This is a genomic window from Parvibaculum lavamentivorans DS-1 (assembly GCF_000017565.1).
Classification (GTDB): Bacteria; Pseudomonadota; Alphaproteobacteria; order Parvibaculales; family Parvibaculaceae; genus Parvibaculum; species Parvibaculum lavamentivorans.
The window spans coordinates 2,450,055-2,468,497 of sequence record NC_009719.1; the positions used below are offsets into that span (position 1 = coordinate 2,450,055).

Below are 18,443 nucleotides of genomic sequence, written 5' to 3' on the forward strand. Positions count from 1 at the left end.
TGCCAGGAGCAGACGATGAGCCTTTCGAGCGACACAGTTTTTCCCCAGGAGGCGGCCCGGCGGCCGCGCGGCGGCACGGCCCGTTTCAGGGCGGGGTATGGAGCGCGGCTCGCGCATGCGGCGGGGGTGACGGTTTACGAGAGCCTGGAGGCGGCGGAGCCGGCATGGCGGGCCTTCGAGGCGCGCGCGACGGGGACGGCTTTTCAGAGCTTCGACTGGCTTTCGGCCTGGTGCAGGCATGTGGCGAAGGACATGACGCCGGCGATCGTGGTGGTGGCGCAGCAGGGCGAGCCGCTGATGCTGGCGCCGCTTGCCATCGAGCGCCGCTTCGGGCTGCGGCGTCTCGTCTGGATGGGCGGGAAGCTGGCGGACTACAAGGCGCCGCTGCTGGCGGCGGGCTTCGCGATGAGCGACGCGGAATTCAAGGTGCTGTGGCGGCATATCCGCCGCGCGCTGCCGCGCCATGACCTCGTGATGCTGGAAAGCCAGCCGGTGTGGCTCGGCTCGCCCTCGGCGCCGCTTGCGAACCCCTTTGCCGGATTGGCGGGCGGGGCCGCGCCGGACGCGGCCTATGTGTTCGACCTGCCTTCGACATTCGAGGCATTCTCTCAACGCTACCGGGCGGAGACGCGGCGGATCGACCGCTCGAAGATGCGCAAGCTCGAGGCGATGGGCGAGGTGACGTTCCGTTTCGCGGAGACGGCGGCGGAAACGCTCGAGATGACGGAAAACATTCTGGCGCGCAAGGCGGCGCAGCTTGCGGCGCAGGGCATTTCGTCGATCTTCGAGAAGGAAAATTATCTGGCGGCGTGGCGCGAACTGGCGGCGCTGCCGGAAGAGCGGCGGCTGCTTGAGGTGGCGGAGCTGCGGCTCGACGGAGAATTTCTCTCGGGCAGCATCGGCCATATCCGCAACGGGCGCAGCACGCTGATGGTGCATACCTACGATCCGGCGAAACTGGCGCGGCTTTCACCGGGGCGGCTGCATCTGCTGAAACTTCTGCAATCGAGCATCGAGCGCGGCATTGCGGTTTACGATCTCTCGGTCGGGTATCTGCCGTACAAGGAAAGTTTCTGCGACACGCCGATGGAGATGCGGAACGGCATCATGGGCGTGAGCGTGGCGGGATGGCCGGCCGCCGCGGCGATCCGGGCACAGCTTGCGGCGAAGCGGTTCGTCAAGAATGACCGGCGGCTGATGGCGCTGGTGCAGCGGCTGCGGGCGCGGCTCGCCTGAGGCTCAAGCCGGCCGGGCATCCCACGGCTCCAGCACGCCGGCGATGCGGCGGGGGAGCGGCATTTCCATCTGGGCGATGGCGGCGGCGGAAATTTCCTCGTGGTTGAGCCAGCGCGAGGTCTCGCCCTCGCGGACGAAACCCAGGACCACCTGTGCATAGGTCAGGTCCGGCTGGTGGGCCAGCGCCTCGGCGCGGAGCGTGGCGATGGAGGGTTCGCCGTTCTCGCCGGTGAGGAGCGAGCGGCTGCCCATGACCTCGATCAGGAGGCCGCCCGGCGCAATGAGCGCATCGAGCGCGGCGCGCAGCAGCTCCGCACGCGGACGAATCCAGGTGAGGGCGACGTCGAAGGGGGCGTGAGGCTCCAGCGCGGCGAGGAAGGCGGCTTCATCATCATAGCTCTGCGCGACGCGGACGAGTTTCGTGTCGAGCGTATCGGCGCCGAAGGAGAAGCCGCCGGCGCGACGCGAGACGAGCACCGCCTTGTCCGAACGGGCGACGGCGTGAACCGAGGCCGCGTTCAGCATGCCCGTGGTGCCGAGGAGGAGGGTTGTCGTCACGGCTGGCCTCCGCCGGATCAGTCGGTGAGGTCGTTCCAGCCGTCGCGGAAGGCGTGGCCGATGCGGGTGAAGAAGTTGCCGGTTTCCTTGACGGCGTCGCGCGTGCCGTGGCCGATCTCGGTCGTCACTTCGTCGGCGGTGTCGCCGACCGTGTGGACCGCGTCGCGGGTGCCGTGGCCGATGGCGGTGGTGGCGTCGCGCGCGCCATGGCCGATGGTGCGGCCGCCTTCCTTGACGCCGTCCACGGCCTGACCGACGGGCGAACGCTCGTTGCCGTCGCCATCCTTTGCGAAGGAAGCGGCGCCGGGGATCGCCAGCGAGATCGTCAGTGCAACGATCGCGAGTTTCGCGCGCATGTGTGTGTCTCCATGAAAGGTCTCGGTCTCGCGGGGACCATATGCGGGGAATATGGCGAAAGCGTGCAGGTCAGAACATGCCTTCCGGCGGCGGTTTCTTCTTCCTTTTCCGCTCGATCATGATGCCGGGATAGGCTTTGAGCGGGGCCAGGGGTTCGCCATTATAGGCCCAGTCGGGCATCTCCTTCAGGCCGGCATGGTAGCGGGGTTCGCGGCCGGTGCGGGCGGTGAAGAGGGCGCGGGGGATGTTGATGACGTGGCGGGAGCGGTCGCGCTCGTAGAAGAGGGGCGTGCCGCAGCGGCGGCAGAAGCTGCGGGCGGTGCCGGGCTCTTCGTAGCGTGTGATGTCGTCTTCGCCGGAGGTGAGGCGGAAACGCTTCTTCCAGCTTCCGACCCAGCACATGGCGGCGGCGCCGGTCGTTTCGCGCGTCGCCTGCGAATGATCGTGCCAGGCCCAGAGGGCGGGGACCATGATCTCGAAGCGGACGGCGCCGCAGCGGCACTTGCCCTGTGCCCATTGGACATGGGCGAGGGTGCGCTTCTTCGCGGGGCTTGCAGGCTTCCGTTCCATCTCTCCTCCGGGCGTGGCGCGAGCATAGACCGGGGCCGCGCGGGCAGGCGAGGACCATTGACAGAAAGTTGACTTGAGGGAGGGCGGCGCGGCTCCCACATTTCCCGCAGGCAACAGAAGGGGTGGAGACGATGGCCGATTTCATGGAAGCGCTGCAGGCGGCGAGCGCGTCGCAGGATGCCTATGTGGCGACGCTGCCGGTGTGGGTGCATTACTGGATGTACTGGATGCTGGCCGTGCTCGGGCTCGGCAGCCTGGTGTTTTCGTTTTTCCGGGTGGAGGCGCGGTGGATGCTGCTCTCCTTCGTCGTCACCATGATCGCGACGATGGCGCTCGGCATGGCGGTCGGCTGGAACAAGCTCTGGGGCGTCACGCATCTCGTGTTCTGGACGCCGGTGCTTGTCTATTACATCCGGCGCTGGCCGCTGGTGGCGAAGAAGAGCGTGTTCGGCGTCTGGTTCGTCGTGGCGACGGCGACGCTGGCGGTGTCGCTGGTGTTCGATGTGAAGGATTTTGTGGAGTATTTGTTGGAGGTGTGAGGGCTTTTCGTCCATTAGGGGCAACCGCAGTTATACTGCGGGGTCCCGCTCGTTCTATTTGGAAATATGAGGAGCAAGGATCGTTCGCACAGCTCGATAATTTGGATGCAGAAGATCTTGGCCTAGGGTAGCTTCTGGCTTAAGGGAGGTAACTCTTCGGCTTGTTGAGTCGGGCATTTGGAGGGGTGATGGCTAGGGCGGCAACTAAGCGCAAAGCGAATTCAAAGAAGGTGCGCAGTCAGAAGAAAGTTTTTCGGCGCGTGTATGCTGAAAACTTTCGCGGCTTCGCTAAAATCGATTTTCAAATTAAAGATGTAACTTTTGTCGTTGGTGACAACAGCTCAGGTAAAACTTCCTTGATCTACTTGCTGTCGGTGATTGCGAGCAGAGATTTTGGCAATCAGTTTGATATTTTTTCTGACTCCTCTCCCCTTTCCACGATTGATGATGTTCGGTCTCCATTTGTGACTGGAGATAAGACCGTCGTTGGCTTCAGTCTGGTGCGGCGTCATTTTGACGACAGTGGCGAAGAGCGAGCAAGCGTAGAGGCTAGATTCGCCGAGTACACGCATTCGGGAAAACATGAATGCGTCGCCACGAAGATTGGCGCTTTGCGGGATAAACAGGCTCGGTTCGTTTTGCGAAAAAACAGAACTTTCTACCGCAAGAACGTAACTATCGAAGAAGGAGCGGTTGAGAAGAAAATTGAAAGTTTTTTTGAGGGGTGGAGCGATGAGTCGCTTAGTTATAATCGCTACATAAGCTTTCCGCCGACGCTTGAAATATCCGGCGAGCATTGGTCGGTAGTGCTGGTCGATGTGGACAAGGAAAAAAATTCGATTTCCATGCCTTATATGCGAACAACACCCCTAGTCAATTTCATTCAGTACGGCCCAATGAGGATTAGCCCTGAACACGTTTACAGCGGACACGCTATTCCTCAAGATCACCGGGGAGCGCACACTCCCGCGATGCTCAAGAAAATCTACGACAGCAGGAAAACCTCTAAGAGTTCGAGAATAATTGAGAAGATCAACAAGTTCGGCGTTCAAAGTGGAATGTTCGACCAAGTAATTGTCAATTCTTACAATAAGAGAGATTCAAAGGCTCCGTTTGGCATCCACATAGAAAAACGTGGTCACATATTTTCAATTGATGAGGTGGGATACGGAGTATCTCAGGTGCTGCCAATTATTATTGATGCAATTCGGAGCATCGGATCGAGCGACACAATGATTTCGATTCAGCAACCGGAACTGCACCTTCATCCCAAAGCTCAGGCGGCATTTGGAGAGCTGGTCTACGAACTTGCTGGGGAGGGGATAGCCTTTTTCATCGAAACCCACAGTGATTATATCATTGATCGCTTCCGCTACTGTCTATTCAAGTCGAAGAAAGAAGCGGGATTTGAGAGTGGAATACTGCTTTCGGAGAATACACCGGAAGGAAATCGTATTAGCGAAATCAATATAGACGGCAACGGCGGGGTGAGTGACGCTCCTTCAGGGTACAGAGAGTTTTTTCTACAGGAAGACAATCGGCTATTTGACATGCTGTGGCGTTAAGGGGGGGAGATGAATCTCTGCTTTGATATTGGCCCTTTAAGGGACATGGTGACGGGCGCTGAGTGGTACGGAGATCTTAGGCGTGAGGTTGAAAGTTCATCGGCGAGCATAGTGGTTACCGAAGGCCAGTACCGAACGGAGATTAAGAAGGTTGTGCTTGTTGGCAGGTGGTTGATTGAGATGGATCGACAAGGCAGGGTAAAAAATCTGCCTATTGATGACGTAAACAAGTGCATTGCAGAAATTGTCTCTCACCCTCAGGCAAACTGCAGCGAGTGTGATGACCATCATCTTTTTTCAATGTGCTACGTTGGACGAGCAAAGTACCTTTTTACTCAAGATGATCGGTTGGCGAAGTGTCGAAAAAAGATGAAACCAAATAATAAGCTAAAGAAATTTTGTTCGGTGAAAATTGTGCACGATGAGAAAACTTATAAGAATCACAGAGGCCGAATGGTTTGACGGCAATATTTCTATGTGCCGACTATTCGTGACGCTGTGCCCGTGAAACAAGCTCCGCCTACACTGGGAACTTTCAGTTATTTTATAGATTTTGTCAGTTTGGGTTCTGGACTTTTTCGCTGGCCTGCGGCGATCTCGCAATGACGACGGAGAACGGAGGTTTTGAAGAATGCCCCCGTTCCAAACCGCCTCTATGGGTTGACCTTCCCCGAGGGAAAGGTGGGAGGAGATGCCGTTAGCGCTTCTTGTATTTCCGCGCCCTTGTCCCCGGCTTGCCTGAGGTGGAGCGGCCTTTGGTGGCTGTTCTTGCGACGCTTTCTTCTACCGCAGACTGGCGCGCCATGGGGTCGTCGGCGATGGCGAGTTCGGTGGCTTCGAGGCGTTTGATTTCGTCGCGGAGTCTTGCGGCGGTTTCGAATTCGAGGTCGGCGGCGGCGTCCTTCATCTTGCGTTCGAGGTCCGCGATATGGGCGCGGAGGTTGTGGCCGATGAAGGCTTCGTCGGCCTCGCCGGTATCGACGCGGACATGGTCGCGCTCATAGACGCTTTCGAGGATGTCGCCGATGTTGCGGCGGATACTCTCCGGCGTGATGCCGTGTTCCTCGTTATAGGCCTTCTGCTTTTCGCGGCGGCGGTTCGTTTCCGCGATGGCGCGTTCCATCGAGCCGGTGATCTTGTCGGCATAGAGGATGACGCGGCCATCGACGTTTCGCGCGGCGCGGCCGATGGTCTGGATGAGCGAGGTTTCGGAGCGGAGGAAGCCTTCCTTGTCGGCATCGAGAATGGCGACGAGGGCGCATTCCGGGATGTCGAGGCCTTCGCGCAGCAGGTTGATGCCGATCAGCACGTCGAAGGCGCCGAGGCGGAGGTCGCGAATGATCTCGATGCGCTCCAGCGTTTCGATGTCGGAATGCATGTAGCGGACGCGGATGCCCTGCTCGTGCATGTATTCGGTGAGGTCTTCGGCCATGCGCTTCGTCAGCGTGGTGACGAGGACGCGCTGGCCCTTGGCGGCAACCTCGTGGCACTCGGCGATGAGATCGTCGACCTGCGTGGCGACCGGGCGGATGATGGTGGGCGGGTCGATGAGGCCGGTGGGGCGGATCACCTGTTCGGTGAAGACGCCGCCTGTCTGGTCCATCTCCCACGGGCCGGGCGTCGCCGAGACGAAGACGGATTGCGGGCGCATCGCATTCCATTCCTCGAAGCGCATCGGGCGGTTGTCGACGCAGGAGGGCAGGCGGAAGCCATATTCCGCGAGCGTCGATTTGCGTTTGTAGTCGCCCCGGAACATGCCGCCGATCTGCGGGATCGTGACGTGGCTTTCGTCGGCGAAGACGAGGGCGTTGTCGGGGAGATATTCAAAGAGGGTGGGCGGCGGCTCGCCGGGCTTGCGGCCGGTGAGGTAGCGCGAATAGTTTTCGATGCCGGCGCAGGAGCCGGTCGCCTCCATCATCTCGATGTCGAATTGCGTGCGCTGTTCGAGGCGCTGCGCCTCGAGAAGCTTGCCCTGGCCTTTCAGTTCCTGAAGGCGGACCTGGAGGTCGTGCTTGATCTCCTCGATCGCCTGGCTGAGGGCGGGGCGGGGCGTGACGTAATGCGAATTGGCGTAGAGCTTCACTTCCGTGAACTTGTCGGTCTTGTGGCCGGTGAGCGGATCGAATTCGGAAATCTCCTCGATCTCGTCGCCGAACATGCCGATGCGCCAGGCGCGGTCTTCATAGTGAGCGGGGAAGACTTCGACCGTGTCGCCGCGCACGCGGAAGGTGCCGCGGCCGAAAGCCTGATCGTTGCGCTTGTATTGAAGGGCGACGAGATCGGCGATCAGCTGCTTGCGGTCGAGGCGCTCGCCGACTTTCACCGAGAAGGTCATGGCCGAATAGGTTTCTACCGAGCCGATGCCGTAGATGCAGGAGACGGAGGCGACGATGACGACGTCGTCGCGCTCCAGCAGGGCGCGCGTCGCCGAGTGGCGCATGCGGTCGATCTGCTCGTTGATCGAGCTTTCCTTTTCTATGTAGGTGTCGGTGCGGGGGACATAGGCCTCCGGCTGGTAGTAGTCGTAATAGGAGACGAAATACTCGACCGCGTTTTCCGGGAAGAAGCTCTTGAACTCGCCATAGAGCTGGGCGGCGAGCGTCTTGTTGGGCGCGAGGATGAGGGCGGGGCGCTGGGTGCGCTCGATCACCTGCGCCATGGTGTAGGTCTTGCCCGAGCCGGTGACACCGAGCAGCACCTGGTCGCGCTCGCCCTTGTTCACGGCCTCGACGAGTTCGGCGATGGCGGTGGGCTGGTCGCCGGCGGGCTGGTATTCGGAGACGAGGTTGAGGCGGCGGCCGCCTTCGGATTTTTCCGGGCGCTCGGGGCGGTGCGGCTCGAAGAGGGGCCAGTTGGCGGGGTCGCCCTGAAGCGCGCCCGCCCATGTCTCGCGGTCGAGCGCGGCGAGGCTGTCGCGCATGAAGCTGGCCGGGGCTTCGGCAAAGCCGACCCCCCCGTTCGGCAACGGCCGCTCGGAGGACCGCCCGAAAGATTTGAATTTGTCTCGCGCCATGAACTCAATATGGCGCGAGTCAGGCGCAGTTCAAAGGGGCAGCCGGAGGAGCCGGTTCAAAAAGAACCGGCTCCTCTTGCGTTTACTGAGAGGGGTTCTGAACCGGGGCCGGTTCCTGCCAGTCGGGTGTTTCCACCGGTGGCGTGATGGCCGGATTTTCACGGGTCATGCCGGTCTGGGCGTCTTCCATCCCCAGATTGGGCGGGCCGAAGAAGGCCCAGGCGACGGCGAAGAGCAATATGACGACCGCCGCGAAGGAGATCGCGAAGACGTAGCGGGTGCCGGTACCGGTGGTGCCCTGTCGCGCCTGGTCGGTGTCTTTGATGGGGCCAGCCATTTTCTCTCCTTGTCTGTCTTTCGTCTCGATGAATGAACTAGCGCCCGGCGGGCGCCGGACAAGAGTGGTTTGTCGGCGGATTGCGGCGCTTTCCATGAGTGTGGGCTTCTGCAATTCTCTGATTCATGAACGAAACCGCGAATCCCGAGAGTTCCGGACGGCCAGCGCGCAGCGGCGCGCATTGGACCATCTATCTGCCGACGCTGGTCGTGGCGCTGACCTGGACCGTTGTCTATTTCTGGGCGGACCGGCAGGAGCCGCCGCTGACGGCGATCCGCGCCATTGCGCTGGCGATCGAGGCGGTGGTGGTTCCGCTGCTGCTGAGCCATGCCTTTCTGCGGGCGCGGGTGCTGCGGGCGGAAGTGGCGGGGGAGGCTGCGGCCATCGAGTGGGGATTTCCGCTGAAGCGGAAGCTGCGGCTCGATATTGCCGACATTGCGCTCGCGCAGGTGCGGCGCTCCTATGCGCAGCGTTATTTCGGCGGTGGCGCGCTGGCGCTGATCGGCGCGGACGGCAAGCGGTATCTCATTGCCGATCTGGCGCGGCCGGAGGAGATTGCCGCCGCCATCAACGAGAAGAACCGGAAAAAGGACGCCGCATGAGCCAGATGCTGGAATTCGACGAGGCGGCGGCGCGGTCGCTGGAAGCGATGTACCTGACGCCGGACGTGGCCGGCCAGCGCGCCCGCGTGCTCGAGATGCTGGCGCCGAAGCCGGGCGAGCGGATCCTCGATGTCGGCGTGGGGCCGGGGCTGCTGGCGCAGGATATTGCGCGGCTTGTCGGCGATGCGGGGCGGGTCGCCGGACTCGACATGGCGCCGGCGATGATCACCATGGCGCGGACAAGGCTGGCGGCGCTGCCGCAGGCGGAATGCGTGACGGGCGATGCGGCCGCGCTCGAATTCGCGGATGGCGCGTTCGATGCCGCCGTCTCGACGCAGGTTTACGAATATGTTGCCGACATGCCGAAGGCGCTGGGCGAACTTCGCCGCGTGTTGAGGCCTGGCGGGCGGGCGCTCATTCTCGATACGGATTGGCGGAGCGTGGTCTGGCATTCATCGGACGAGGCGCGGATGGCGCGCGTGCTCACCTGCTGGGACGACCATCTGGCCGATCCGCATTTGCCGGCGAAGCTCGGACGGCTGCTGGCGCGCGCGGGCTTCCAGACGATCAGGGTCGAGATCGTGCCGATGCTGGCGGCGCAGTGGCAGCCGGTTTCCTATGCAGCGGGCATCATGCGGACGATCCACGGCTTCGCACGCGGCAATGGCGCGCGGCACGGACTTTCGGCGGATGAGGTGCAGGGCTGGTATGACGACCAGTTGCGGCTTATCGAGCGCGGGGAATTTTTCTTCAGCGTGAACCGCTATGCGTTTCTCGCGGTGCGCTAGCGCTATTTTTCGGGGCCGTAAAGAGCGAGATAAGCGTCGATGCAGCGCCGGATCTTTTCGTCCGTATCGAGCGGCAGCTTGTAGTCGGCATCGAAGAGCGCCGGCCAGACAAAGAACTCCTTGATAAGGCCGGAGCCGAGGCGCGCGCCGAAGGCAGCATCATGCGGGCGCAGCAGACCGCGCGCTATCATGCCTTCAAGCAATTCCCTCAGACTCTCGTTCCGGCGGTTGCCCAGCACCTCGTACATCTCGCGGGCGAGTTGTGGCGCGTTCGGCACCTCGGCGATGACGATGCGCATGAGCGCATTCGTTTCCCGATCGAATTGCACGTTCAGGTAAGTGCGGCAGACCTTGTCGAGAATGCCGCGCGCGGTTTCGTCCTGATCGAGGAGACCGGAATAATCGCCTGCGTCCTGCGCCGTCTGCGTCACGACGGCGATGAAGAGCGTTTCCTTGGAGTTGAAATGCTTGTAGAGCGTCGCCGTCGACACATCGGCCATGCGCGCTATTTCGGCCATGCCGGCGCTGGTAAATCCCTGAGCGAGAAATATCCTGCGCGCCGCTCCGAGGATCGCGGAGTGCTTGGCTTCGCTGATCTTCTTTCTGCCGCCGCGGGTCCCGGTTTGCATGGTCGAGCGGCGCCTTTTCGCGTTCTCAGGCTTGATAGATTTTCAGAAAGGCACCGATGCAAACGCCGATCTTTTCATCCACGTCATCGGGCTTTTTGAAATTCTGCGCGAACAAGGCGGGCCAGACAACAAATTCCTTCACCATTCCGGCGAGGCAGAGGACGCTTTCATCCGTATCGTGGGGCTTCAGGTCGCCGCGGGCGACGAGGGCCTCGATAATGTCTTTCACTTCCCGGTAACGGCGGAGAACGCTCTTCTCGTAAACTTCCCTTGCGAGATGCGGCGAAGATGGCACTTCGGCGATTACCACACGAAGGAGTTCGTTCATCTGCCCATCGAACTGCTGATAGACATAGGCATCGCCAAGTTGCTTCAAAACCTCGGCGGCCGGCATATTCCGGATGTCCATAGCCATGAGGGACTTCGTGTCCGTATACGTCGCATGTACGACGGCGGCGAACAATTCTTCCTTCGACGAAAAATGTTTATAGAGCGTGGCCGTGGAAACATCCGCGCCCTTGGCAATCTCAGCCATGGCCGCCCGGCTATATCCGTCTGCGAGGAAGTTTTCGCGCGCCGCCTTCAGGATCGATGCGCGCTTCGATTCACTTATCGAACGTCTGTAACTTGCGAGTCCCAACTGAAAACGCCCCCCAAACAAAGACCAAAGTCTTTTGCGCCCCTGTCAATTTATACGCCTAATAGCATGCAGGGTGCCAAAGTTATTCCCGGAAATATGCCTCTTTCGTTTGAGACATAGTGTCCTAGTCCAGTTACGTGTGAAGCAGCAAAACGGATCAGTGGGACAGTTCTTTTTTTCAGCCGGCGTCAGGGGCCGGCGAGGCAAAAACCACGTAGCGCAACGGACCTTGCTCCTTGCTGTCGAAGGGATAGCAGGTGACGAAGGCGATACCCGGCCGCGAGAAGGGGTCGATGCGCACGAGACCGGAGTCCAGAATTTCGCTTTGTCCGACGATGTATCGATGGCTCACACCATCCGCCGTCGAAACAATGACGTGGTCGTCATTTTTTAGTCCGCTCAAGAACGAAAAATGCGTATCGCGATGTCCCGCGATAACGGTCATTCCCCCGCGTCCAGGTTGCGGCGATCCGACGAGATGGCCCGGACCGAAGGCCAGGGCTTCGCCACTGGCATTCGAAAGAACGATTTGGGTGAGACCCAGCGAGGGAATTTCGAGCTTTGCGACGGGCCATGTATCGGCCCAGGGCCAGGCCTTGTGCGGCTTGCCATCCGCCAGCGTCATCTGCCATGCGCGCTCGAGAAGTACCTGTGCCAATTGGGCCTTTGCATTGATGTAGAGCCCGTGGCCGAGTTGCCATGTGCCGAAGCCGAGGCAAAGAAGAATGGCGGTGGCCCAGGCGAGGGCCACCGCTTTCTTTTTTTGACCAATAGTCATTTTTCCTTTCCGGCCGATGGTCACCGGCGCCGCCTCATCAGACCGCCTGTTGTCCATTGTCCCTGCAGCCACCACAAGGCTGCCAGCACCGCCGCAAGAAGAAGCGCGAGTGCTCCACTATGGATCAGCGCGGGAGCATCGGTTGATGTTTGTGGCAGGCTGAGGCCGGTGTTTGATGTGTCAGCTTCGGCAGGCGCGGAAGCCATGGCGAGCATCGGTGCCGCGGCGGGAGCGAAGGCCGCGCTTTTCTGCGCGGGCATTGCCCGAACGCCAAACACTTTCTCGTAGTCCCAGCCTTCAGGCAGATTTACGGGCATATCCTTCGAGGCCAGCTTTTCTCCGGCAGGGCGCGAAGGCGTTACATCGACAGCGACGAGACTGGTGCGGCGGCTTACAAGATTGTGATCGAGCGCGACGCGGAGAATTTCGGCGTCGTGTTTTTCCCAGTCACCGGCGATCTGCGCATCGGCTTCAAGCTGACCGATCTTGTTGCGTGCCCAGAGCTTGCCGATGCCGGGGCGGGTTTCGCCGGCATTGAGCTGCATGCGGACCTCCCAAGGCTCGCCCGCCACATCGCCCTTCAGGGTGAGGGTGCCGGTTGCCTTCGGCATGCGCGCGGAAAGCACCACGGGTTCGCCCTTGTAGAGATCGGGCACGGGGTTCGGCCAGCTCTCGGTGGTACGACCGTCCGGCCAGGTGGCGGTGATGTTCGTCATCACCGGGTTTTGCAGCTTTTCGAAAAGTTCGGCCATGCGCTCCGTCACCTCGGTTTCCTTGCCGATATGGGTGAAGGTGCCGCGACCGGCTTCGGAAGCGCGCGTCATGAAGTAGCTGTTCGGCGCGGAGCCGATGCCGACCGTGAAAAGACGGGAGCGGCCGAGATTGGACGTGATCTCGTGGAAGAGTTCGGCTTCGTTGGAAATCGCACCGTCGGTCAGGAAGACGATCTGGCGCAGGCGCGTGCCGTCATTCACGTTGCGGTCGATGAGCGAGGCGCGAAGGGCGGGAAGCATTTCGGTGCCGCCATTCGCCTCGAGGCTCTTCACGAACTTCTTCGCGACCGCGAGGTTTTCGCCATGCGCGGGCACAGCATCCGGGAAGAGGACCGTCAGCGTGTCGTCGAAGCGGATCACGTTGAAGGTGTCGCCGGGCTTCAGCCGGTCGAGCGCCCAGAGAAGGCTCTCTTTCGCCTGAACCATCGACGGGCCGGACATGGAGCCGGAATTGTCGATGACGAAAATCGCCTCGCGGGGCTTTGCTTCCGGCTGCACGCTGCCCGAGGGCGGCGTCAGCATGACGAGGAGATAATCCTCATTGCCAACGCGCTCGCGGAAGAGGGCGGCGGCCGGTGCTTTCGCCGCGGCCGGCTTCCAGACGAGTTCGAAATCCTTGTTCGCGGGAGTGAGTTCCTCGGCAAGTTTCAGCGTCGCCTTCTGCTTGCCGTCGCGGTTGAGCGCGATCTTGTGGTGTGTGCTCGAGATGTCGCCGAGAGCAAAGCCTGCATCGAGAGAAAGAGCGAGGCTGACGGGATTGATCTGCCCCTGAGCCGGGTGAAGGACAGGAGGCTGCTCCAGATCGTTTTCCGGTTCGGACTGCCGGACCTCGCCCCAACCGCCGCCGGGAGCAAAGTCGACAAGCTGTGGATCGGCCGTTTTCGGCGTGTAGCGGGGTGCGACGACCATGGGGAAGCGGAGCGAGAACCTGTCGCCGTCGCGGCGCACGGTCTGCTGATATTCGATCTGGACGATGATCGTCTCGCCCGGTCCGATATTTGCGACCGAATTGGTGAAGACGTTGGGCCGCTGCTGTTCGACAAGACTTGCCTTATGGCCTTGCGCCTTCGCTTCCTCGTAGACGCGGCGCGCCTCTTCCTTTTCCTTGATCTTGCCCTCGATCACACGGTCGCCGATGACCATTTTCAGGGTATCGACGGCGGAGTTCTCGGGAAGGGGGAAGATGTATTTGCCTTCCACCCAGCCGTCGCCCGGATTGATGAAATGCTGGGTGACGCGCGTGCGTGCGATGGGGCCGGTGACGTCGATCTTCACATCGGTGGCGAGAAGAGGTGCCGGCACGTATTTGCCCGGCTCTGTTGAATTCAGAAGCAGGGCGCCGCTTTCAACGTCGGCCATTCGGACAAGACCGGAGCTGTCGGCGCGCGCCGCGTGCTGGGCGAAGCTGGCAATGGCGAAAAGCACTACGCAGATAAAAGTGACAAAAAGAGCAAGCGAATGGGACCAGCCGCGCGGCGCAAGCGGCGCGGCGGTGCGATGTGAGATTTGCGACATGATGTTCCCCGCGAATGTGTTCGTGGCCTGGGGCAAGCCCTCCTCAGGCGGACAAAGTGTCGCGGGGAATTGGGGCGGATTATTTCTTTAAACCCGTCGAGACCGGACCCTTTTCGCGGCTATTTTGTGTTCAAGCCGGTTCACACGGACGAACGCCACTCCATCGGGATGTGATCGGGCGCGTTCCGTATACGGTCCATCCAGCGTCCGATTGCCTTGTAGGGCGCGAGGTCAAAGGCGCCTTCATGGGCGACATGGGTATAGGCATAAAGCGCGAAATCGGCGATGGAGCAGGCATTGCCGGCGAACCAGTCGTGGCGGGCGAGGTGACGCTCCATGACGGCGAGCGCCTGATAGCCGCGCTCGTGCCATTCGGCAAAGCGGTCCTTCCGTTCCTCGCGGCCACCCGGCTTGATGGTCCACCAGAAACGGGCAACCGCGATATAGGGCTCGTGGCTGTATTGCTCGAAGAACATCCATTGCAGCGCCCGGGCGCGGGCGCGCCTGTCCTGCGGCAGGAAGGGCGTCCCTTCCGCGAGATAGAACATGATGGCGTTCGACTCGGCCAGCGTTGTGCCGTCTTCCAGCTCAAGCGCAGGCACGCGGCCATTGGGATTGCGCGCGAGGAAGTCTTCGGTCCGGCTTTCGCCTTTCAGGATGTCGATGTCGACGAGTTCGAGGGGGAGGCCAAGCTTGTGAGCGAGGAGGCGGACCTTGTAGCAGTTGCCGCTGTCCTGCATCTGGTAGAGCCGCATGGTGGTTCTCTCATATGTGCCGGGGGCATCCGGCAGCCTTCAGGGTGGCGGCCAGGCGCCCGGCGGATTTGGCGAGGTCGGTCTCGGGCACCGAGGCGTAGCCCATATACAAGCCCGGCCGGCCTTCTTCCAGACGGTAGAGCGAGAGCGGGCTCACATGGATGCCGGCTTCGGAAGCTGCCCTCGCCATCGCCCTGTCGTCGGCGGTGTCGGCGAGGAAGGCCGATAGCTGCAGGCCGCCCTCGCCGGGAGCCGCGCGGAGCCAGGGCGACAATTCGTTTTCCAGCGCGCGAAGGAGGATGTTGCGGCGCTCTGCATAAAGCGCGCGCATGCGGCGGACATGGCCGCCGAAATGGCCTTCGCCGATGAAATCCGCCAGCGCCGCCTGGACGGCGGTGGGGGGCACGTGACCGGTGATGCGGATGGCGGTGGCGAAGGCGTCGACGAGATTTTGGGGGACGATGAGATAGCCGATCTTCAAGGCGGGAAAGAGCGTCTTGGCGAAGGTGCCCATGTAGATGACGGTGCCGGCGCGGTCGAGGCCCTGAAGCGAGGCGATGGGGCGGCCCTGATAGCGGTATTCGGAATCGTAGTCGTCTTCGAGGATCCAGGCGCCGGAGCGGCGGGCGTGATCGAGGAGGGCGAGGCGGCGGGGAAGAGAGAGCGTCGCGCCCAGCGGAAACTGGTGGGAGGGCGTCACATAGATGAGCTTCGGCGTTTCGTGGCGCGCGATGCCTGCTTCGACGTCGATGCCCTCGCCGTCGACGGGAACGGGGACAAGTTCTGCGCCGGCGCCGAGAAATGCGCCGCGGGCGCCGAGATAGCCGGGGTCCTCGACCCAGACCGGATCGCCCGGATCTAGCAGCATGCGCGCCGCGAGATCGAGAGCGCCTTGTGCGCCGACGGTCACGATTACCTGATCCGCCGTACAGACGACGCCGCGCGCCGCGCCCGCATAAGCGGCGATCGCCTCGCGCAGGGCCGGTAGGCCCATTCCCACCTCGTAGCCGAAGCAGCCATTGCGGGGGTCGCGCGCGTGGCGGGCGAGGAGGCGGCTCCAAAGCAAGGCGGGAAACTGGTCGATGGCGGGGAGGCCGTGCTGGAAGGCCTGCCCCTGACCGCGCTTGTAGGCGGGGGCGAGGCGGCGCGTGGCGGACAGGGCCTCGCCGCGCTTCGAGAGTTTGCGCATGTTGCTCGCGGCGATTTTCAGCGGCATCGCCCGCGCCTGACGGTCAAGCTGCAAGAGGCTGTCCGGCAGGATCGCAGCCACCTGCGTTCCCGAGCCCACTTGACCTTCAAGATAGCCCTCCGCCGTCAATTGATCGTAAGCGGCGAGCACGGTGTTGCGGCCGACGCCGAGATCGCCCGCGAGTACCCGCGAGGAGGGAAGGCGGGCGCCGGGATGGAGACGTCCGTCGAGAATGGCCTCGCGCAAGGCATCATAGAGCTGGCGGTAAAGCGGGGTCTGGGCCTCATTGTCGAGGGCGAGGGTACCGAGGGGGAGGGGAGAAGCCATGAGATTGTTCCATGTTTATGGCTCCATTCTATTTCCATGAATGGACCTTTCGATAGGTCCAATTTCGGCAAATAGTCCGGGCCGCAATCGAAAGGAGAGAGCGATGCTTGAGATGAAACCGGCCTGCGAGAAATGCGAGGCACCCGCGCCCAGGGACGGCGCGGCGGAAATCTGCAGCTTCGAATGCACCTTCTGCCCGCCCTGCGCGGAAGCGATGGCGCATGTCTGCCCGAATTGCGGCGGCGAGCTTCTGCCCCGGCCGAAGCGGATGCTGGACCTTTAGGAGAACCAGCCGATGAGCGATTACGAGACATCACCGGCCTATCGTGTGCGGCAGGTGGCGAAGCGCGCGCTTTATGACCGCGAGACCGTGCATGCGATTCTCGATGCCGGTTATGTCGCCCATGTCGCCTTCATGGATGAGGCGGGGCCGGTATCGCTGCCGCTCTTTTACGTGCGGGACGGCGAGAGCGTGCTGTTTCACGGCGCGCGCAAGGGCCGCTTCATGCGTGTGCTGGGCGGCGGCGCGCCCCTGTGCCTCACCGTCACGCATATGGACGGGCTGGTGCTGGCGCGGTCGGCTTTTCACCATTCGATGAATTACCGCTCGGTGATGGTGCATGGCGTGGCGGAGGCGGTGACCGATGCGGAGAAGCCGCGTGCTCTCGATCTGTTCATCAGGCGGGCGCGGGCAGGGCGGCCGCAGGAGACCAGGCCCACCAACACACAGGAATTGAAGGCGACGGCGGTGCTGCGGCTGCCACTTGTGGAGGTTGCGGCCAAGGTGCGGACGGGCGGGCCGCTGGACGATCCTGAAGACATGGACCTGCCTGTCTGGGCAGGTGTGGTGCCGATGCAGGTCATGTTCGGCGAACCGGTTCGGGACGTGCCGGATGCGGCCATGAAATCCGAAAAGGAGACAGCGTGAGCTTTGTCGGCCCCTGCCGAAGGAAGCCTGTTGCGCGGGTGGGCGAGCGGGCTTAGGTTGCGCCCGTTTCTTTGTCCGCCTTCATGGAGAACTCACATGGGCTTTATTTCGGACGCGCTTAACCGCATTCAGCCGTCGGCAACCATTGCCGCTACGCAGAAAGCGCGCGACCTGAAAGCCCTGGGCCGCGACGTGATCTCGCTTGCGGCCGGTGAGCCCGATTTCGACACGCCCGACAACATCAAGGAAGCCGCCATCAAGGCGATCCGCGAGGGCAAGACGAAGTACACGGCCGTCGACGGCATTCCCGAACTCAAGGCGGCGATCTGCGCCAAGTTCAAGCGCGAGAACGGGCTCGACTATCAGCCGAACCAGGCCTTCGTTGCGCCAGGCGGCAAGCCGATCATCTACAACGCGATGATCGCGACGCTGAACCCCGGCGACGAGGTCATCATTCCGGCGCCTTACTGGGTGTCCTATCCGGACATCGTGCTGCTCGCGGGCGGAACGCCGGTGACGGTCGACACGACGCTGAAGAACGGCTTCAAGCTGCAGCCGGAGGAACTGGAAAAGGCGATCACGAAGAAGACCAAATGGCTCATCTTCAACTCGCCATCCAACCCGTCGGGCGCTGCCTATACGCATGACGAGCTGAAGAAGCTCACCGATGTGCTGATGAAGCATCCGCAGGTCTGGATCCTGTCGGACGATATGTATGAGCACCTGACCTATGACGGCTTCAAGTTCGCGACGCCGGCAGAGGTCGAGCCCGGGCTTTACGAGCGCACGCTGACGATGAACGGCGTGTCGAAGGCCTATGCCATGACGGGCTGGCGCATCGGCTATTGCGCGGGCCCGGAGCCGCTCATCAAGGCGATGACGAAAGTGCAGAGCCAGTCGACGTCGAACCCCACTTCGATCAGCCAGTGGGCGGCGGTGGAGGCGCTGAACGGTCCGCAGGATTTCATTCCGACGCGGGCCGCGAGCTTCAAGGAGCGTCGCGATCTCGTGGTGTCGATGCTGAACCAGGCGAAAGGCATCAAATGCCCGACGCCGGAAGGCGCCTTCTATGTCTATCCGTCCTGCGAGGGATGCATCGGCAAGGAGACGACGGTCGGCAAGGTCATCGAGAGCGATGAGGACTTTGCGTTGGCGCTGCTCGAAGCCGAAGGCGTTTCGGTCGTGCATGGCGCGGCGTTCGGATTGTCGCCGTTCTTCCGGATCTCCTACGCGACCTCCACGGAAGAGCTGACGGATGCCTGCGAGCGCATTCAGCGCTTCTGCGCCAGCCTGCGCTGAGCGAAGCCATAATTGAAGAGCCCCGCGCTGGAAGGCGCGGGGCTT

General features: G+C 61.9%; 19 protein-coding genes. 8 read left to right on the forward strand and 11 right to left on the reverse strand.

Features of this window, described 5'->3' with window-relative positions; all coding sequences use genetic code 11:
* Positions 1-15: 15 nt before the first annotated feature.
* On the forward strand, positions 16-1,236 hold the full coding sequence (locus tag PLAV_RS11570; RefSeq protein ID WP_012111202.1) for a GNAT family N-acetyltransferase: 1,221 nt from the start codon (positions 16-18) through the stop codon (positions 1,234-1,236).
* A gap of 3 nt (positions 1,237-1,239) precedes the next feature.
* Here PLAV_RS11570 and PLAV_RS18980 read toward each other — a convergent pair whose 3' ends face one another.
* From PLAV_RS18980 to PLAV_RS11585, 3 genes are all read right to left on the reverse strand, one after another.
* Positions 1,240-1,794 (reverse strand): Rossmann-fold NAD(P)-binding domain-containing protein, encoded by a 555-nt coding sequence (locus PLAV_RS18980; RefSeq protein ID WP_012111203.1) that lies wholly within the window; start codon positions 1,792-1,794, stop codon positions 1,240-1,242.
* A gap of 17 nt (positions 1,795-1,811) precedes the next feature.
* On the reverse strand, positions 1,812-2,150 hold the full coding sequence (locus PLAV_RS11580; protein WP_012111204.1) for a hypothetical protein: 339 nt from the start codon (positions 2,148-2,150) through the stop codon (positions 1,812-1,814).
* A gap of 70 nt (positions 2,151-2,220) precedes the next feature.
* The gene (locus PLAV_RS11585) at positions 2,221-2,721 is read right to left on the reverse strand and encodes a GFA family protein (protein ID WP_012111205.1); all 501 of its coding nucleotides are present in this window, start codon (positions 2,719-2,721) and stop codon (positions 2,221-2,223) included.
* 131 nt (positions 2,722-2,852) lie between these two features.
* Between PLAV_RS11585 and PLAV_RS11590 the strand changes: the two genes are divergently transcribed.
* Together PLAV_RS11590 and PLAV_RS11595 are read left to right on the forward strand one after the other, a co-directional pair.
* Positions 2,853-3,260 (forward strand): hypothetical protein, encoded by a 408-nt coding sequence (locus PLAV_RS11590; RefSeq protein WP_012111206.1) that lies wholly within the window; start codon positions 2,853-2,855, stop codon positions 3,258-3,260.
* 188 nt (positions 3,261-3,448) lie between these two features.
* Positions 3,449-4,825, forward strand: a complete 1,377-nt coding sequence (locus PLAV_RS11595) for an AAA family ATPase (RefSeq protein ID WP_041535974.1) — start codon at positions 3,449-3,451, stop codon at positions 4,823-4,825.
* 697 nt (positions 4,826-5,522) lie between these two features.
* Here PLAV_RS11595 and uvrB read toward each other — a convergent pair.
* Entirely contained in the window at positions 5,523-7,838 is a 2,316-nt protein-coding gene (uvrB, locus tag PLAV_RS11600; RefSeq protein WP_012111208.1) for an excinuclease ABC subunit UvrB, read from the reverse strand.
* Positions 7,839-7,920: 82 nt separating this feature from the next.
* A complete protein-coding gene (locus tag PLAV_RS19510) occupies positions 7,921-8,175 on the reverse strand; it encodes a hypothetical protein (RefSeq protein ID WP_012111209.1) in 255 nt (84 codons plus the stop codon).
* 125 nt (positions 8,176-8,300) lie between these two features.
* On the opposite strand from PLAV_RS19510, the gene PLAV_RS19670 reads away from it, so the two are divergent.
* Both PLAV_RS19670 and PLAV_RS19675 read left to right on the forward strand, forming a co-directional pair.
* Entirely contained in the window at positions 8,301-8,777 is a 477-nt protein-coding gene (locus PLAV_RS19670) for a hypothetical protein (RefSeq protein WP_012111210.1), read from the forward strand.
* The gene (locus PLAV_RS19675) at positions 8,774-9,565 is read left to right on the forward strand and encodes a class I SAM-dependent methyltransferase (RefSeq protein ID WP_012111211.1); all 792 of its coding nucleotides are present in this window, start codon (positions 8,774-8,776) and stop codon (positions 9,563-9,565) included. The genes PLAV_RS19670 and PLAV_RS19675 overlap by 4 nt, the downstream gene beginning before the upstream one ends.
* 2 nt (positions 9,566-9,567) lie before the next feature.
* On the opposite strand, the gene PLAV_RS18985 is transcribed toward PLAV_RS19675, so the two are convergent.
* The 6 genes from PLAV_RS18985 to pdxR all read right to left on the reverse strand — a co-directional run bounded on the left by PLAV_RS18985 (position 9,568) and on the right by pdxR (position 16,171).
* Positions 9,568-10,194, reverse strand: a complete 627-nt coding sequence (locus PLAV_RS18985; protein WP_012111212.1) for a TetR/AcrR family transcriptional regulator — start codon at positions 10,192-10,194, stop codon at positions 9,568-9,570.
* 25 nt (positions 10,195-10,219) lie between these two features.
* On the reverse strand, positions 10,220-10,855 hold the full coding sequence (locus PLAV_RS18990; protein ID WP_083762569.1) for a TetR/AcrR family transcriptional regulator C-terminal domain-containing protein: 636 nt from the start codon (positions 10,853-10,855) through the stop codon (positions 10,220-10,222).
* A 157-nt stretch (positions 10,856-11,012) separates the two neighbouring features.
* Positions 11,013-11,612, reverse strand: a complete 600-nt coding sequence (locus PLAV_RS11630; protein WP_012111214.1) for a class GN sortase — start codon at positions 11,610-11,612, stop codon at positions 11,013-11,015.
* Positions 11,613-11,632: 20 nt separating this feature from the next.
* Positions 11,633-13,900 carry a marine proteobacterial sortase target protein gene (locus PLAV_RS11635; protein WP_012111215.1) on the reverse strand — a complete coding sequence of 756 codons (2,268 nt, stop codon included), beginning with the start codon at positions 13,898-13,900 and terminating at the stop codon, positions 11,633-11,635.
* A gap of 140 nt (positions 13,901-14,040) precedes the next feature.
* On the reverse strand, positions 14,041-14,655 hold the full coding sequence (locus PLAV_RS11640; RefSeq protein ID WP_012111216.1) for a glutathione S-transferase family protein: 615 nt from the start codon (positions 14,653-14,655) through the stop codon (positions 14,041-14,043).
* Positions 14,656-14,665: 10 nt separating this feature from the next.
* Complete coding sequence (pdxR, locus tag PLAV_RS11645) at positions 14,666-16,171, reverse strand: MocR-like pyridoxine biosynthesis transcription factor PdxR (protein ID WP_012111217.1); 1,506 nt, start codon at positions 16,169-16,171, stop codon at positions 14,666-14,668.
* 103 nt (positions 16,172-16,274) lie between these two features.
* On the opposite strand from pdxR, the gene PLAV_RS11650 reads away from it, so the two are divergent.
* From PLAV_RS11650 to PLAV_RS11660, 3 genes are all read left to right on the forward strand, one after another.
* Entirely contained in the window at positions 16,275-16,454 is a 180-nt protein-coding gene (locus PLAV_RS11650; RefSeq protein WP_012111218.1) for a DUF1272 domain-containing protein, read from the forward strand.
* A gap of 12 nt (positions 16,455-16,466) precedes the next feature.
* Positions 16,467-17,099 carry a pyridoxamine 5'-phosphate oxidase family protein gene (locus PLAV_RS11655; RefSeq protein ID WP_012111219.1) on the forward strand — a complete coding sequence of 211 codons (633 nt, stop codon included), beginning with the start codon at positions 16,467-16,469 and terminating at the stop codon, positions 17,097-17,099.
* Positions 17,100-17,195: 96 nt separating this feature from the next.
* Positions 17,196-18,398 (forward strand): pyridoxal phosphate-dependent aminotransferase, encoded by a 1,203-nt coding sequence (locus tag PLAV_RS11660; protein ID WP_012111220.1) that lies wholly within the window; start codon positions 17,196-17,198, stop codon positions 18,396-18,398.
* Positions 18,399-18,443: the final 45 nt, after the last annotated feature.

Bases quoted from the DNA above. Each gene is read 5' to 3' on its own strand.
- PLAV_RS11640 (WP_012111216.1), bottom strand. From the start codon at position 14,655: ATGCGGCTCTACCAGATGCAGGACAGCGGCAACTGCTACAAGGTCCGC.
- PLAV_RS11590 (WP_012111206.1), top strand. From the start codon at position 2,853: ATGGCCGATTTCATGGAAGCGCTGCAGGCGGCGAGCGCGTCGCAGGAT.
- PLAV_RS11650 (WP_012111218.1), top strand. From the start codon at position 16,275: ATGCTTGAGATGAAACCGGCCTGCGAGAAATGCGAGGCACCCGCGCCC.
- PLAV_RS11635 (WP_012111215.1), bottom strand. From the start codon at position 13,900: ATGTCGCAAATCTCACATCGCACCGCCGCGCCGCTTGCGCCGCGCGGC.
- pdxR (WP_012111217.1), bottom strand. From the start codon at position 16,171: ATGGCTTCTCCCCTCCCCCTCGGTACCCTCGCCCTCGACAATGAGGCC.
- PLAV_RS11580 (WP_012111204.1), bottom strand. From the start codon at position 2,150: ATGCGCGCGAAACTCGCGATCGTTGCACTGACGATCTCGCTGGCGATC.
- PLAV_RS19510 (WP_012111209.1), bottom strand. From the start codon at position 8,175: ATGGCTGGCCCCATCAAAGACACCGACCAGGCGCGACAGGGCACCACC.
- uvrB (WP_012111208.1), bottom strand. From the start codon at position 7,838: ATGGCGCGAGACAAATTCAAATCTTTCGGGCGGTCCTCCGAGCGGCCG.
- PLAV_RS11630 (WP_012111214.1), bottom strand. From the start codon at position 11,612: ATGACTATTGGTCAAAAAAAGAAAGCGGTGGCCCTCGCCTGGGCCACC.
- PLAV_RS19670 (WP_012111210.1), top strand. From the start codon at position 8,301: ATGAACGAAACCGCGAATCCCGAGAGTTCCGGACGGCCAGCGCGCAGC.
- PLAV_RS11570 (WP_012111202.1), top strand. From the start codon at position 16: ATGAGCCTTTCGAGCGACACAGTTTTTCCCCAGGAGGCGGCCCGGCGG.
- PLAV_RS11660 (WP_012111220.1), top strand. From the start codon at position 17,196: ATGGGCTTTATTTCGGACGCGCTTAACCGCATTCAGCCGTCGGCAACC.
- PLAV_RS18985 (WP_012111212.1), bottom strand. From the start codon at position 10,194: ATGCAAACCGGGACCCGCGGCGGCAGAAAGAAGATCAGCGAAGCCAAG.
- PLAV_RS11595 (WP_041535974.1), top strand. From the start codon at position 3,449: ATGGCTAGGGCGGCAACTAAGCGCAAAGCGAATTCAAAGAAGGTGCGC.
- PLAV_RS11655 (WP_012111219.1), top strand. From the start codon at position 16,467: ATGAGCGATTACGAGACATCACCGGCCTATCGTGTGCGGCAGGTGGCG.
- PLAV_RS11585 (WP_012111205.1), bottom strand. From the start codon at position 2,721: ATGGAACGGAAGCCTGCAAGCCCCGCGAAGAAGCGCACCCTCGCCCAT.
- PLAV_RS19675 (WP_012111211.1), top strand. From the start codon at position 8,774: ATGAGCCAGATGCTGGAATTCGACGAGGCGGCGGCGCGGTCGCTGGAA.